Annotated in this window: 14 protein-coding genes; 5 read left to right on the top strand and 9 right to left on the bottom strand. The window is 44.1% G+C overall.

What is annotated here, in order from left to right; translation table 11 throughout:
* Window positions 1-34 precede the first annotated feature (34 nt).
* From A3Q3_RS0106410 to A3Q3_RS0106385, 6 genes are read right to left on the bottom strand one after another with little or no spacing between them, the layout of a single operon-like run.
* Complete coding sequence (locus A3Q3_RS0106410; RefSeq protein ID WP_020182752.1) at window positions 35-1,006, bottom strand: vWA domain-containing protein; 972 nt, start codon at window positions 1,004-1,006, stop codon at window positions 35-37.
* Entirely contained in the window at window positions 1,003-1,539 is a 537-nt protein-coding gene (locus A3Q3_RS0106405; protein ID WP_020182751.1) for a hypothetical protein, read from the bottom strand. The genes A3Q3_RS0106410 and A3Q3_RS0106405 overlap by 4 nt, the downstream gene beginning before the upstream one ends.
* Window positions 1,536-2,504, bottom strand: a complete 969-nt coding sequence (locus tag A3Q3_RS0106400) for a VWA domain-containing protein (protein ID WP_020182750.1) — start codon at window positions 2,502-2,504, stop codon at window positions 1,536-1,538. Before A3Q3_RS0106400 ends, A3Q3_RS0106405 begins: the two co-directional genes overlap by 4 nt.
* On the bottom strand, window positions 2,504-3,409 hold the full coding sequence (locus tag A3Q3_RS0106395) for a hypothetical protein (protein WP_020182749.1): 906 nt from the start codon (window positions 3,407-3,409) through the stop codon (window positions 2,504-2,506). The genes A3Q3_RS0106400 and A3Q3_RS0106395 overlap by 1 nt, the downstream gene beginning before the upstream one ends.
* A 31-nt stretch (window positions 3,410-3,440) precedes the next feature.
* Window positions 3,441-4,301: a DUF58 domain-containing protein gene (locus A3Q3_RS0106390; protein ID WP_020182748.1), complete on the bottom strand. Its 861-nt coding sequence runs from the start codon at window positions 4,299-4,301 to the stop codon at window positions 3,441-3,443.
* Window positions 4,298-5,344, bottom strand: coding sequence for a MoxR family ATPase (locus A3Q3_RS0106385; RefSeq protein WP_020182747.1), 1,047 nt, complete (start codon window positions 5,342-5,344; stop codon window positions 4,298-4,300). Before A3Q3_RS0106385 ends, A3Q3_RS0106390 begins: the two co-directional genes overlap by 4 nt.
* A 150-nt stretch (window positions 5,345-5,494) precedes the next feature.
* Here A3Q3_RS0106385 and A3Q3_RS0106380 point away from each other — a divergent pair, with 150 nt between their 5' ends.
* Together A3Q3_RS0106380 and A3Q3_RS0106375 are read left to right on the top strand one after the other, a co-directional pair.
* Complete coding sequence (locus A3Q3_RS0106380; RefSeq protein ID WP_020182746.1) at window positions 5,495-6,277, top strand: hypothetical protein; 783 nt, start codon at window positions 5,495-5,497, stop codon at window positions 6,275-6,277.
* 43 nt (window positions 6,278-6,320) lie between these two features.
* Window positions 6,321-6,875, top strand: a complete 555-nt coding sequence (locus tag A3Q3_RS0106375; RefSeq protein ID WP_020182745.1) for a TetR/AcrR family transcriptional regulator — start codon at window positions 6,321-6,323, stop codon at window positions 6,873-6,875.
* Between the two features lie 202 nt (window positions 6,876-7,077).
* Here A3Q3_RS0106375 and A3Q3_RS0106370 read toward each other — a convergent pair whose 3' ends face one another.
* The 3 genes from A3Q3_RS0106370 to A3Q3_RS0106360 all read right to left on the bottom strand — a co-directional run bounded on the left by A3Q3_RS0106370 (window position 7,078) and on the right by A3Q3_RS0106360 (window position 9,740).
* On the bottom strand, window positions 7,078-7,854 hold the full coding sequence (locus A3Q3_RS0106370) for a hypothetical protein (RefSeq protein ID WP_020182744.1): 777 nt from the start codon (window positions 7,852-7,854) through the stop codon (window positions 7,078-7,080).
* 88 nt (window positions 7,855-7,942) lie between these two features.
* The gene (locus tag A3Q3_RS0106365; protein WP_020182743.1) at window positions 7,943-9,136 is read right to left on the bottom strand and encodes a DUF3047 domain-containing protein; all 1,194 of its coding nucleotides are present in this window, start codon (window positions 9,134-9,136) and stop codon (window positions 7,943-7,945) included.
* A gap of 205 nt (window positions 9,137-9,341) precedes the next feature.
* On the bottom strand, window positions 9,342-9,740 hold the full coding sequence (locus A3Q3_RS0106360) for a hypothetical protein (RefSeq protein ID WP_020182742.1): 399 nt from the start codon (window positions 9,738-9,740) through the stop codon (window positions 9,342-9,344).
* 284 nt (window positions 9,741-10,024) lie between these two features.
* Here A3Q3_RS0106360 and A3Q3_RS0106355 point away from each other — a divergent pair, with 284 nt between their 5' ends.
* The 3 genes from A3Q3_RS0106355 (at window position 10,025) to A3Q3_RS0106340 (ending at window position 15,334) form a co-directional block, all read left to right on the top strand.
* Window positions 10,025-10,582, top strand: coding sequence for an RNA polymerase sigma factor (locus A3Q3_RS0106355; protein WP_020182741.1), 558 nt, complete (start codon window positions 10,025-10,027; stop codon window positions 10,580-10,582).
* A complete protein-coding gene (locus A3Q3_RS0106350; RefSeq protein ID WP_026361796.1) occupies window positions 10,579-11,583 on the top strand; it encodes a FecR domain-containing protein in 1,005 nt (334 codons plus the stop codon). Before A3Q3_RS0106355 ends, A3Q3_RS0106350 begins: the two co-directional genes overlap by 4 nt.
* Window positions 11,584-11,752: 169 nt before the next feature.
* Complete coding sequence (locus A3Q3_RS0106340) at window positions 11,753-15,334, top strand: TonB-dependent receptor domain-containing protein (protein WP_020182738.1); 3,582 nt, start codon at window positions 11,753-11,755, stop codon at window positions 15,332-15,334.
* Window positions 15,335-15,495: the final 161 nt, after the last annotated feature.

The raw sequence follows: 15,495 nt of genomic DNA, 5'->3' as shown, positions 1-15,495 counted from the left end.
AACGTTTGCGCTGAGGTAGCTCCCCAGCGCAGATTTATTTGAATCTAAGTCTCGCACCCCGACCTAGTTTGTATAACACATTTGGTATAAAGGTAGCGAGGATGAGTAGCGCGGCCAAAAGTAAATATGCCCAGCGCATCGAATACGCCGTGACAAAACTAGCGGCTGGCTTTTGTTTTTGCACAAAGGCATAAAACGCGTTGTTGTCTTGCCCTTTGATATACGTGCCTTTAAATTCTCCAGCAAGCGAGATTAAGTACTCTTCTTCCAATTGCGATAAAAAGCGGTCATATTCTGCAAACGCCACTGGCGGATCAGGTTCATCCTGGCTTGGGTCTGAATAAGTGACACCAACAGCGCCGGCATTGTTGTTATCACTCACCGGCCAATAACCAACCCGCTCATTTGCGGAATTGAATCTGGGTACGCCCACTTTGGTATTGCCGCCTACACCGACAAACGTGAAGTTTTTACCAATTTGAATGCCGCTAAGGTCTTGTTTGATGGTGACGTTGACGCGCGGTGCTTCATCGCCATCGGTAAAAAACAGCAAATGTGCCGGCACATTGAGCGAGTCAAACGTGTTGGCTGCCGCACGTATACTAAAGCTTAAGCGGCTATTGCCTTTCCATGCCATGCGCCACTCCAGATGGTCTATGGAGTCTGTGATCACATCTAAATTCGCACAGACTTCTAAGGGTGTAATCAATAAAGCCACATTGTCCGAAGCAAATACGCCCACACTAAAATAAGTACCGCAGGCAGATGTCTGCACAATGTTTTTCATCAGTTGACGTGTGTAGGCCAACCGGCTAACCGGTTGGTTGTTCCAGCGCTCATCTTCGGCATTCATGCTTTGTGATACATCAGCAAGCAGTAAGTAGTTATGCACCTCTTGCTTTAATTGAATTTCTGGCTTGAACAATGCCAGTAATAAACAAGCAAAGGCTGCTGTAAACAGCAAAGTCTCGTGATTGTTTGTTAAAAATGCACGTATCTTTTTCATGGCAAACCAATCGGTAAGTTGCTCAGTTCCATGGTGGACTGGTCTTTGGGTGCAGGCTTCATATTATTTGCCATCACCGAGTGCAATAGATTCAAATTGAATTTGGCGGCACGGTCTTGTGGTGTGATTCTTAATGATTGCTCATAGGCCATTTTGGCTTGGGTATAGGCATAGCGTGCTTCGTCTTGTAATGTGCCATCGTCATTGATTCTACGTATCAACCCAAACACAAACAGATTATTGGCAATGTTGTATTGGATTTTGGCCTGCTGAGCTAAAGTTGGCTTGGTTTCTAATAATTGCCCGTAGGTTTGCACGGCATGTTTGTAGTCTTTTTTATTGCCTTGGTCATAGGCTGCAGTAAATTTTTGTAGATAGGGGTAACGGTCACTGGTGACCAGCTGCCCGGCCGCTACCACGCGGTTCACTTGTTCAATTCTGTGGATTTGAAAAGCCTCGTACCCGGCACCCACTAAACCAATGGTGAGCAATGCGCCAAACACCACATTGCTATTTTTAATATGTCTGATCATGCGTGTACCTTTAGATTTTTAATGGCTAATATGAGCAAGCTGAGTATCAATGCGATGACGATAAGATTGTTTGAGTAGTCATGGCCGGGAATATTGACCGAGTACTGAATCATGTTTTTTTCTTTCGCATCGATGTATTGCAATGCAGATTGCAGTGCCGTCGGATTGTCTGCCTCAAACGCTTTGTATTTGATATTGAGTGATTTGAAATATCGGTCTAGCGCAATAGAATCGGGAACACTATCTTCGCTATAAGTATTTTTAGTAAAGATGCTGATGTCGTCCGGCTCTCTTAATACAATCCAGTACAGGCTTAACTTTTTGCCCACAAAGTATTCTGATATTTTGTATCTCACACGTGGGCTTAGTTTTCCTGCGCCATCAGAGAGCAAAATTACCGCGCGTGATCCAGAGCTTTGAATGTTGTCGAATAAGCTGACCGCCTCGGTAATACCTGCGCCAATATTGGTTTGATTGAGTGCGGCGCCAGTAGCTGCATTAATGGCAGCGTGGATAGCATCACGATTGGTGGTGATTTTCATGCCATAGAGGGCAGAGTTGGTGAAGCCAACGACGCCCATCATGTCGTCCGGGCGGGAGTCAATAAAATCAGTAATCAATCTGCGTGCAGCGGCAGATTTTATCTCTGCAGCGCGCCCGCTAGTGCTTTGCCCGGCAAACGGATGGTCCATACTCACACTACGGTCAATCACAAAAACCGTTTGTGCGCCTTTGCCCACCTTTTGCTCTTTTTTACTGGCACCTTGTGGAGAGGCCAGTGCAAGCACAATACTCAGTAAGACTAGGGCGATGATGGTTTTGACAACGCGGTTGGCAATGTCTGACAGCCTATCTTTGGGTGCAATGTCTAACCAAGAGTACATTTGGCCTTGATGGCTCTTAAATATAAATGGCGCGGCTGCGAGTGGCACTAATAAAAGTGCCCATGGATGTAATAGCGTCATTAAATGCCTCGCTCGCAATCTCTAAAACGTTTACTGAGCGCCTTGAGCTGTTGTAACTCCTGACCATTCGATGCGTGATTGCCAAACAGTGCAGCGTTAGATTGCGTAAAAAACGCATCAATGTCCGCGCGCATTTTTAAGAATTTAGGATGCGCCGCTAGAAATTTGTCCAGCTCGTGTACAAATAAATTCTCCCCATACAGTTGGTTAAACGCTTGATGCATATACATCAAAGCATGCTGATGACTGCCTTGGCTATGGCCTAATTTTTTAATGCGGCGATACGCTTGCGCAAATGCACCATTCATAAAAGGCAACCAGGATTTATCTGCATTGACATAGATGAGCCCGATCAGACCTGTAGCTAATACGGAGAGTGCTAGCCATAGCCAGCTATAGTGTGTGCTCACATCAAATAGTGGTGGTTTGGATTGTGGCTGCATATTTTCTTTGGCATTGGTAATGCCTTCTGCTACCAGTGGCGAATACCAAAACTGCCAAGCAGGCATTTCAATAGCGGCTGAAGTGGTGCCACCTGCCAGTGTGAAATGCACATTGGGTAATCGCATCACCATTGGTTTGGCGGCGCTGGCAAAGACCTGATAGCTGAGTGCAATGTGGTAGGTAGTGGTATCACCGTGCTGCGTACTTTGTACGGCAATGTCACGTAGTTCTATACCATCTTTGCTGTCCCCTTTTAATGGGAGTGACGTTTTAGGCAAGTGGTAGGCTGAGCTGACCTCAACCTCGATGGTGCGATTCAGTACATCGCCAATCTGTATGGCATTGCTATGGTGTGGATTGGTGATGTTAAGCACTTTCACCGCTGACGCTTGCGCAAATCCTTGTAGTGACAAGAGTGTAAGGCTAATAGCCAATATTGATTTTACGATTGAATTACGCATAATTCCCTTTGTTATTTTAGCCATCTGGTATTTAAGCCATCATGTGTTCAAAATATTGCGACATCACATCCGGATCGTACTTGCCATGGATATAAATGGCTTGGCTGTCAAAGCGCGTGAATAAAGTGTCTAGCGCTTGCTTTCTTGCAGCAAACGCGGCCTCAAACTGCGCTCTTACTGCTTCACGAAAGAAGATGGTTCTGCTTGCGCCCGTTTCTGGGTCTATCATGTTGCCAAACCCAAACTTGGGGAGCTTGGTATACTCGTGCGCATCCCAAAGTACAACGGGAATAATTTGATGTGATGACATCGCATTCAACGCCTGCTCAATCAGGCTGATCGGCATATGAAAGTCTGAAATCCAAAACACTAGGCCTTTGTGCTGACTCAAGTACTCCGGAACCTCCAAAATGCCTTCTGGCCCAACACGCATTTTTTCGTAGGCACTCAGCTGGTCTATCACTTCAAAGGCTTGATGCACGTGATGACTTAAACTCAGCGTGAGCTCTTCAATCACCTGTGTGTTGTAGGCAATAAAGCTAAACATATCGCTGGTATCAAATGCCGAATAAGCAATGGACGCGGCAATTTCTTTTGCCAAATCTAGCTTCCTGCTTTGCCCCTTATACTGCATCGAGCTGGACAGGTCGCACACGGCAAAAATGGGTGTGGTGTTGTCCTGATTAAACAACTTAACCTGTATCTGCTCATAGGGGTCGCGCAATGTTTGGCGCAAATCCATGCGCCTAGCATCAGGGTAATCAATGAAATCCACATTGCCCTTAAACTCCTCGCCCAAGCCCCGCTGTGTACCAAGATGTTCACCAAAATGGATGCTGCTAGATTTCCACGGCGTTTGGTAAAAAAACGGTTTTGCGTATGCTGGAATCATGCTGCTTTTGCTTGAGAAGGCACGGCGACTGTGCTTAGAATCTTGCTGGTGAGCTCGCGTGCCAATTGCGTTCTGCGGTTTTCGTACATGGGGTTAAATACCAAGCGATGTGCAATCAATTCGTGGAACACCGCATGAATATCTTCCGGATATAGACTGTCACGATTCATCAACCACGCATTGACTCGCGCTGCTTTCAGTAGCATGCCCATCCCGCGTGGGCTTGCGCCTGTGTGTATCAAACGGTTCACGTCTACGCTATCCAAGTGAATACCAAATTTGCTTGGGTGCTGTGTAGATTCCCACAAGTCTAGCGCGTACTCTTCTAGCACATGGCTCGCGCTGATATGGTTTTGCAGCGTGTCAGAGAACGCATTGAGCTGATCAAACTGCAGTACATTGGATGCCACTTGCTTGGTCAAATGTTCCGCATGTTGAAATTTGACGTTAAACATGAGTGCTTTACGCAATTCTCTATCGGCTGGGATATCAATCGGAATTTCCATCATAAAGCGGTCACGCGCGGCAGAAGGAATCTCAAACGTTTCGTTCTTTTCAACCTGATTACGGTCTGCAAACACCACCATGTGCGGCAGGCGATACTCTTTTTTGAATGCGTTCACATGACGTTCAGCCATCACGCGCAACATCAGCGCATGTACCTGTGGGCGTGCGCGATTGATCTCATTGAAGAAGAACACTGACAAATTTTCACCGGCACGCAATAACGGACCTTCGTCAATTTTTGGACGGCCATCTTCACCCAGATAGGTGTGATAGATTAAATCGTTTGGCATCAAATCGACGGTGCCTTCTATACGCTCATATGCACCACCAATACAGCGTGCGATGGATTGTAATAAGGTGGTTTTACCCACACCCACACCACCCTCAAGTAGCACATGACCACGTGCAAATATGGCAAGATTAATTAATCTAATTGCCTTGTCTTGGCCAACAATCACCTTCTTTACTTCATTTTCCAGTGTTAATGCGTGGTCGCGCCAATCGGCCAACTGAATATCGTTTGTTGCATTTTTCATAGTAATCCTGTGTAAAATAAAAGTATTAGTGGGTAATGCATTGCATTTTGTGCGTGATCAAGGTAGTATTCAGACAGGTCTGTTCACTTAATTACAGTCTACTTGAAGAGTTATAAAAAGTGCAAGTAGATTTTTAGGGAGTAATTTACATTGAGCCAAGGTTGGGGTTTTTCTACGGGAATTCTGAAGCACTGCAACTTCAGCTACTTATTCTCATTAGATTTTTTTCAGTATTTCCGTGCCTACGCAAACCCTGAAAACACAGCGCTGGTGGCGCTTTGCCGCCAACTTAAGCGCTGGAATAGCGATAGGGTTGTACATAGAACTGCACAGCAACAAGCTTTGGATTTAACGCTGGAAGATGTCAATGCCATTAAAGAAATGGTGCATGCAGCCATTGGCAAGTCACCATCCAAACTTCCGGAAATCATGTCCGATCAGTTGCTATTTTTAACCGTAGGCGCCATACAAACGCAAGCACAAACTGGATCGGATAAAGCATGGAACTTGGTCGAGCAGTCTATCCACCGTTATGTAGATGTGCGGCGTGAAAGGCGGTTGTTTTCATTTGGGCTGTTTACCGTCGTTTTGTTGATTGCCTTCAGCACGACAATTATGAACCATTCTAAAGTGCTCAAAAGCCATCATGCTGTAGCCGATTCGCCCTTAGTGCCAGCAGAGGCAGTGGAAAATGAAAGTGATGCAGACCCTGTCACGATGAGTATGTTGCAACTGGCGTACCACAAAATGAAAGCAGGTACTTGCCAGCTACCGCAAGCCGCCATGCTGCCACAAGAACAGCGCCATGCTTTTTTGTTGTTTGTAAACAAAGGAGTAGTAGAAGTACAGAATGTCGAAAACCTCAGGTTGGCCTTAGGGTATGTCAACTGTTTGTACCCGCAAGAGTTAATGCGCCCGTTGTCAGTTCAATGATTTATCGCAGCTTTGCCTAGATAGCTTAGATAAGGAAATAAAGATGAATATGTATGAAAAAATTCTCACCACAGCCACCACGCTGTTTGAAACCAGGGGCATACAAGCCTCTGGAGTAGATACCATTATTGCGGAAGCTGGCGTGGCTAAAGCCACGTTATATAAGCATTTTCCGAGTAAGAATCAACTCATTACTGCTTACCTCCGAGAGAAGTCTGATAAATTTTATGCGTGGCTAAACGCACAGCTGGTGTCTAAAAAAGCAGATTCTCAAGATATTCTGTTTTTACTGTGTGAGCTTGTAGAGCAGTGGATCATGACCCCGGAATTTCACGGTTTTCCGTTCCATATTGCGGCGGTTGAATTTCCGGACCCAGATCACCCGATTAATCAGTATTCAGCAGTGTTAGCGGTAGAGCTACAAGGCTACTTATCTAAAATTGCAGCGGCAGCTGGTGCTAAAGAGCCTGAGGCACTGAGTCAACAGCTCACCATTTTATTCGAGGGCGCTGCATTGATTGAACGATTAAGTCCAGGGTCTGGTGCGGCTAGCCGTGCCAAGAGTGCAGCGATTACGCTGATTAAAACATCTCTGTAATTGTTGGATGTTGATTTGCCAGTTGGCAAGTGTGCATTGCAGCCTAAAGGCGCCACTAAATATTGTTCAATTCGCCTTGTGGGCTGTTTTGTCTGCACTTTAAATCCATATGGTCAGGATAATCAAATAAGCTATTTTTGGCTTCTACAAAACAGTTGTTGACTCTCAACTTTGGAAAAATTCTTAATTAACTAGGTTTTGGTTAGGCCCTGAACTTTGCATTCAGAAATGGCGAGTAATAACAATTTAATCTGTTTAAATAGTAATTCGTAATCGCTAGTTCTTTAGCATTCTCAGGTAGTTCGTTATTTACGACATTTTTTAAATAAACAACTCGATCTGCAACTGGCAAGGATAGCACTTCTTGGTATTGACAAATGCCACTCCGAGTTTCCTCGTATTTTCGAAAATAGTTCGCTGACTCACTTGGCGATAATGCAGTGGCGTCGCTATGCTGTACTGCAGCTACATTTTTGCCATTTCCAACGATTTTATATGCCAGATTAGACGTATTATGTGTTCTGCCTAAGTAGTCCCAAGCCCCAGTCATGCTTATACCCATGATCAACGCTAAACTAGCTGCACAGGCAAATACTGCGGCCTTATAGTTACCCATCCTCCAGAAAGACCGCTCGTTGCTTCGTGTATGCGCTGAAAGCAGGGCTTTGACTACATCTTTGCCGTGCGCCAAGTGAGTGCTGTCAGGTGAGTTTAGGGCTTTCTGCAAAGCACACCAGGCAATCAAAACAATTTGATCTGTCAATATCTCTGGGTCTTTGGCACCATAAGCTACAGCTTGCGCTGTCAAAAAATGGATTAGGGTTTGATTAGACATTGGGTCCCGATTAATCTCAACGTCAAGATGAGGTGCGCTAGACCAATTTTCTAAAATATCAAAAAGGGCCAGCATTCTCCCCTGTGGAGTTTTACTGGCCTTTGAAAGCATCATAACCAACCATTCAGAATTTAATATGTCCATCTCAACATACCTCTCCCTTTGCACTATGCGTTTGCTTATTACTCAAGTAAATTATGGACTATTTCTCAGAAAATAATAGTAGTTAAAGCTAATAGACTAATAGCTGATTCTTGCCATCGTAAAGTTTGATATCCCCAAATTGACTCAGCCCTTTACCATGCTGCAAGAAACTCACCCCAATTAACCAGACATGAGTGATTCGTTTAGGAAGTGGTCCCCCAACCGCTTTCTTATAATAATCCAATATATTCTTTTCCTCACCTAACCATTTACCTAGGTCGGCTGTTCCGCTTCTGGCTACGACGTGTGTTTCTCTATCAGTCCAGCCTGAGAGAGGGCAATGAAACGATGAGTCAACAGGTAAATTTCGGCTCCAGAAAAAAGTAAGATCCTTACCGTTATCAAATTTTACTGCAATGCTTATATAGTCATGTGTGGGTATGGTGTTTTCAGGTGCTGCGGATGGAAGTTCATCCACCTTCCATTTCCATCCAAGCTTAGTATCTGGTGTCAGTTCGAAGGATGACTCTTTTTCGATTATTGTCACATCATCATGCATACGCAGTTCGATTGCACGTTTAGGGGCATTTTCACCCATGACAGCTGGGACGTCATAGAAAATTTCGGATGGAGTTAACTCCCAAATATAGTTCCAACCTTCAGGCGGCATTTTCTGATTTTTTTGGCGATCCAGTTCCGCTACTGCCCATGATGCTGGTTTGTTTTTTGTAGTAAGTTTGTTTAACTCTGTTTCAACATCTATATTCTTTGCCCACTTTATAAGTGCAACGCTGACTCCACCGCCCGCATCGGGATTCACTGGTGCTGGTTCTCCGGCATATTTACCGGTGGTATCTAACCATCTTTCTGATGGATAAAGTTTGAGTCTCAAACTACTTTTACTCTGTGAAGCGACAAAGGTATTAGTATCACGGGTGCCATGAAAGATTGATCCCATTTCTCCTTGTTTAGCCCAAACGGATATTGGTGTTGGATACGATAAATTAAGTGACCTCGACAACCACATTTTCCCATTAAGTAACATAGTTACGTGATCACCTGAATCTAAATTTAACCCTGTATCCACCCAAGGTCCAATATCTCCACTTAAATACAAAACTTTAAGGCTCGCCACTTCTTTACCAGCTAATGGTCCGATATCTGAGCGAATCTGATTTTCAAATTGTTGGTGGGAAGGGATATCCGTCTGACGTTGTTCAGCATAAGCGGTTGTTGTAATTAACAATCCCAAGAAAGTGAGTGTTATTTTTTTAGATATCATATGGATTCTCCTCAATTGATGTAAATAAGTACGGAATTTATACTTAATCTCGTCAAATTATATTGAGAGTATACAGATCTGTATAGTTAAAATTTATTAACTTTGGCAAGCTTGGAAATTTGTGATGGATTTACAGTTGGTTTATTAAAGCTATTTTTCAAGAGTTTAAGAAAGGCTTTTTTGTATGTAAATCCAATAGGTGTAATTAAAGTGCAAACTTTAAAAGCTCGTAACACAACCAAGTAAATCCAATGGTTGTAACCACAAAGCTGATGGCTGAATACACTTTCCAAATGGTTTTACTCCAAAAATCTGGGTCAAGCGCTGCAATCACAAATACGGTTGGGTTTGAAAAACCACCAACAGCCAAACAAACACATGCGATTTTGGGCAACTCTAACCCTGCCGCTTTACCCGCTGCATAAAATCCAAGCCCAAATAATCCCATCAATGCGTAGTCCACATGGGCGCGAATCATGGTTTTATAATCAATCAAAAATTCATCTACAGCTTTAATTGGAAACCACTTTGCAAATGTCATGAGCCAAGCCGACGAAATTAAAGCCGTAATACAAGCAACAGAGCCTACTAGTAATACTTCCATATCAATCTCCCTTTAAAAATATTGAATAATAAACAGCGATTAAATAATACAGACAGGTCTGTTCATTTTCAAGTGCTTTTAATATGGAATGGAAAGCATATGCTCTCTACTTGAATGCAACTGGGTTGGTTGATATCAACCAGTGCTCGGGTTTATATCAACCAAGCTTTTTACAAAGTAGGTGGAGTTTATATTATTGATAGATAAATCAGAGGGTTATGACGCTGCTTTATAAGGAATGAAACTTGCATTATTAAGCAAAAATAACTGTTAGTAGCAACGTGATGAGCCTGACACCTAACCGCCCGGATACATTTACCTTTTGGCATAACCTGAATCTGGAATGGGTTTACACGGATCTATTGCGTAAGATTTATGCACAGACTAACAATTTCCATTTGGCAAATGACCTGCTACATGACGCCATCGTCAAATTCGCAGTGCGTAACAGTGTTGAATCCATTCTTGAGCCGCATGCTTATCTTCGGTCTATCGTGAAACATTTAATCGTGGATCATCATCGCTACCATGCGCGCTATGTGGATGTACAGGCACTTAACTTTCAGGAAGATATAAACGACGACCGCTTTGATATGGAAGCGTCCTGGCTCAAGTCCCCAGAACGCTTGGCTGATATCAAGCAGCGCATGCATGCACTGCAAAACATCATAGATTGTTTGCCCGCAAAATGCAGAGAGGTATTTTGGCTATATCGGATTGAAGGCAAGTCGCAAATAGATATCGCTCAACAATTAAACATTAGCCTGAATATGGTAGAGCGCCATGTCATGCGCGCGCTGGTCGATTTGTCGCTGGCAAAAGACTACTTACTGAGCGCATGATGAATACTCTGCATAAAAGTGTGCGTGAAGAAGCGGCTAAATGGTTTTTGCGGCTGCAACATGCAGACCTAGATCACCCTGACCGTAGCAAGTTTGAAAGCTGGTTGATGCAAAGTGCTGCCCATCAAGATGCCTACCGCGCTATTGTGCAAGCATGGCAAGACTTTGATTCGCACAAGCAAATAGAAGTGCTGGCGGAGGCAATGCAGCGCAAAAAGCTAGATGAGGATATCAAACGTAGAAGCAAGGTTGCCTCGTTAGCAAAGTTTGCCAGTGTTTTGGTATTGGGTTTTTGTGCAGTGTTTGCGTACCAAACTTGGCAAGATTGGCAGCAACAACCACTCACGCACATTGCACAATCAAGCCAGGTTGGACATATTGTTAGCCAATACTTATCAGATGGCACACAACTTACGCTGGATGCTCGCTCTGATGTTGAGGTGATTTATTATCGTCATAAGCGTGTTGTTAAACTGAAACAAGGGCAGGCTGTGTTTGATGTGGTGAAAGATCAAAGTAGGCCGTTTGTGGTGGAAAGCGCTAATGCCAGAATTACCGTCAAAGGCACCCGGTTCTTGGTGAATCGGCTCAAAGAAAAGACATATGTTGCGGTGGACCACGGCAAAGTACAGGTTGAGGCGCTAACTAGTGATGGTAAACCTTCTACTAGTATTATTGTATTAACCAATGGCCAAGTTGCAGAAATTACCACGGCGCAATCGTTGCACAAGCTGGATCGCAATGCATTGAGTATGTTTGAGTTTACGCAAGGCAGAATCATTTTTGAAGATGCTGACTTAAACGAGGTTGCTGAAACGGTATCCAGATATCGCGCCATCCCCTTAGTCTCCCACGTGAATCAATCGGTAGGCATTAATGCGGTGATTAAAATTAAAGAGATGGAAGCATTTATTCAATCGTTGCCACAGGTAGCGGATGTGACTGTAAAACACTCAGCCAGTAAAACAGAGATAAACCGCTCTACCAATCGAAATCAGTAGGTTTGCATTTGCGCCGTATCGTTTACGCTAAGGCTTAAGCGGTATTTGCACAAGTGCACAATCTGCTTACCCAGCTTAGCGATTAAGAAATATTTATATTCCAACATCAGGCAATTCAATTGTGCCTCGTCAATACAGTATTCAACCAAATTTATTTGAGAGACTCTGTATGCAACTCCCCCGTTTAAAACCAAAAGCAATAAGTATTGCTGCATGTTCAGTGAGTTTGATGACTGCGTTAAATGCGTATGCTGGTGCACTCAATACTGAAATTCCCGTGACCGTTAACCTGCCGGCTCAGCCGTTAGCGGAATCATTAAAACAATACGCAAAACAGACGGGTAAAAATATAGTGTTTGATAACAGTTTGGCAAAAGGCAAGCTGGCACCAGCCATAAAAGGTAGCTATGACGAAAGCCAGACTTTAAAGAAAATACTGGAAAATACGGGGCTTGAAGCCAATGTAGAAGACAACACCATTGTTATTAAGCGTGCGCGTGTAAAGGTCGAGAAGTCAGAAAATATTCAGTTAGACACAATCAACGTCCGCGCCAAACGCTTCTACGAGATAGGCCCATTACCCGGACTAGGCTTAACTAAAGAGCAAATCCCCGGCAACGTACAAAGCATCACCGCCAAAGAGATTAAAGAGTCTCACTCACTCAGCATTACTGACTTAATGAACAAAAAGCTGCAGTCTGTGACTGTGAATGACTACCAAGGCAACCCCTTTCAAATGGATGTGCAATATAGGGGTTTTACCGCAGGCCCACAGATTGGTACCCCTCAAGGTCTATCTGTTTTCTTTGATGGTATCCGTGTCAATGAACCATTCGGTGATGTGGTGAACTGGGACATGATCCCCATGAATGCCTTAGCGGGTGTGGATGTATTCCCAGGCTCTAATCCTATTTTTGGATTAAACACATTGGGAGGTGCTTTCACCCTTAAAACCAAAGACGGCTTTAACAATGCAGGTGTGGATGCAGAAGTACTGTATGGTTCTTTTAACCGTAAACAGCTACAAGTAGAAGGTGGCTGGAACAACGGTACTGTCGGTTTATTTGCAGCCGGTAACTTCTTTCTGGAAGATGGCTGGCGTGAGAACTCGCCGAGTAAGGTGAACCAGTTCTTTGGTAAGGCGAGCTATCGGGGGGATAAGCTGGATTTGAATCTCAGTACGCTCATCGTCGGTACAGATTTGGTGGGGAATGGGTTGATCCCCAGTGAGGAATATGCGAGAGACCGCAATGCAGTATTTAGTTCGCCAGACACCACTAAAAACAGGTTGCAGCAGTTTCAATTATCTGGGGCTTTCCAAGCCAATGATAGCTTCAGTGTGACCGGGCAGGTGTATCGAAGGAATAGTAAGCGGCATGGCATTGGTGCGGATGTATTCACAGATTATGATGGTGAAACAGCCGCGCGTCGTTTGCCAGGTCCGGGTGAGGAATACACTTGCTTGTTCAACAGTAATGGTCTTGCCCGTGCTAACGGCGTGCCTGATTATTATGTGATACCGACTGACGCAAGTACAGGTTTTGATCTTTATTCCACCGAATTTTTCAGCGATTCACAAGGGTATACGGGGATGGATGCTGCAACATTTGAGGCCAAATATGCCTCATTTAAGAACACACCGTTATCTTCAGAAATGTTAACTGCCTATCAATTTATGTTTAACAACTACAAAAATGTGTATGAAGCGGAATTTTATAATCGAGGGTATGGCGGCACGCCTGATCTTAGTGGGCAAGTACTGCCAGAATACAACAATGAACTCTCTTTTTTGGGTCTATTCCAGGCATTCCTGGCCGATAATGGTCACTCGCGTCCATTTACAACAGCAGGTGAAAATTCACCTAGTTACGGGGATGAGTGGTTTTACAAAACAGACGAGCTCGGTAATATCACCAAAAACTGGGTATTTATAAGTACGCCGGCGAACAATGAACTATGTGGTGCGGCACAACAGTCCGATAGGACGGGCGACTCAAAAGGAGGCAGCGCTTATACCTATGTTAAAGATGACGGCTCCGGTAATTACGCAGTAGTCGACGGCGGGTTTAAGGGCCAATCAGGCGTGGTGGAAGGCACACCCACAGGTATTATCAATGACAATAACATCAACCAGATCGTTGATGGCGCCTCCATACAGTTTAATTGGAATTTAGAACATCACAAATTTATGGTGGGCGCATCGATTGATGCTGCGAGTGCCGAATACAACAATAAAAGCCAATTGGGATTTTTAGATGCAACCCGTAATGTGTACCTAGACCCATCACAAGCGCACCCCCAATTTGATGGTGCTTTTAGCCCTGTTTCAAATAATGACTTTAGCGGTACCAATACCACCAAAAGCATTTACTTCAGCGAGACATGGACACCAGTAGAAAGCTGGAACTTTAATGCAAGTGGCCGTTATAACCAGACCAAAACCAAAAATAAAATTGCCGCTCGCTACGGCATTAGAGGTAACTATCCGATTGGTGATTTGATTGCTGCTCCTTATTACCATGATATATGTAATGGCGATTGCGCAACTGACCCTAATAGGCCAGAGGTCAATTACAGAAGGCTGAATATTACTCGTCCGCTGGATGCTGCAGAAACCGAGAAGTTTAGTTTTTATTCATTTAACCCTTCATTGGGCGCAACCTGGCAAGCAAAAGAGAATTTAAACTTATTTGCTAATTTGGCAAAAGGCACGCGCACGCCAAGTGTGATTGAATTGGGCTGTGCATTCGATAAAACCCCGATTTATAAAGGTCCTTCAACCCGCACACCGGCTCAATTGGCAGATCCGAATAATTACGTAGCAAAATCGATCTCAGAGAATCGCGCCTGTACTTTGCCGACCACCCTGTCTGGCGATCCATTTTTACCACAGATTAAAGCCACTACTTATGACATCGGCGCTCGCGGTACTTTTACAAATTTATTGGGTGTCGAAGACTTACAGTGGAATCTTGGTGCATACCAAACCGACTTAAAAGACGATATCTATTTTGTGGCTGTGAATGGGTCAGGCTTTTTTAACAGTATAGGCAAAACCCGCCGTCGTGGTGTTGAGGCCGGATTATCTGGTAAAAAGAATAAATGGGGCTTTAGCCTGAACTACAGTTTGACAGATGCCACCTTTGAAAATGAATTTACGATGCTTGCCGCTGACAACAGTAGCGCCACGCTGATTGATGGTGACCGCACAGGCATTATTGATGTTAAACCAGGTAGCCGCATGCCAGGTGTGCCGCTACATAACCTAAATGCTACAGTGAGCTACGACATGACCGATAAATGGTCGGTGGGGCTCACTGCTGTAGCGCACTCTGAAAGCTTTGTGCGCGGCAATGAGAATAATGAACATAAAAAAGGCTCGATTGTTAGAAACGTAGATGTATTTAACCAGGCTACCGGAGTGTTCGAACGGTTCTATACGCAACCCACCAATAATCCTGGAACGGTACCGGGATACGCCACCTTTAATTTCCAGACCAGCTACAAGTTCAATAGTGAATGGACTGCAACTATGCTGGTGAATAACTTATTAGATAAAGAATATTTTAGCGCAGGTAGATTGGGTATTAATCCATTCTCACCCAGCATAGGCGGAGCGATCGGGCCGGATGGCTATAACCATAACTCATTCGACTGGCTGACTACGAATTTTATTGCTCCCGGAGCACCTAGAGGTGTCTGGTTTACCCTGAATTGGCAGTTTAACCCTAATGCAAAACCAAGTTTTTAACACACTCATTTCAATCAAGCCCGCACAACAATGTGTGGGTTTGGTTGACCCCAGTTGATAGCTATTTGGTTGATAGCACCCTGCATTGGTTGTAATAAACCAACACTCAACAACACGCTAAACAAATATGTAAATAAATCATAATGTTATAGATGCATGAC

The organism is Methylotenera sp. 1P/1 (assembly GCF_000384355.1).
Lineage (GTDB): Bacteria > Pseudomonadota > Gammaproteobacteria > Burkholderiales > Methylophilaceae > Methylophilus.
Note: the sequence above shows the minus strand (reverse complement) of the source record. Positions and strands in the feature narration are given on the sequence as shown.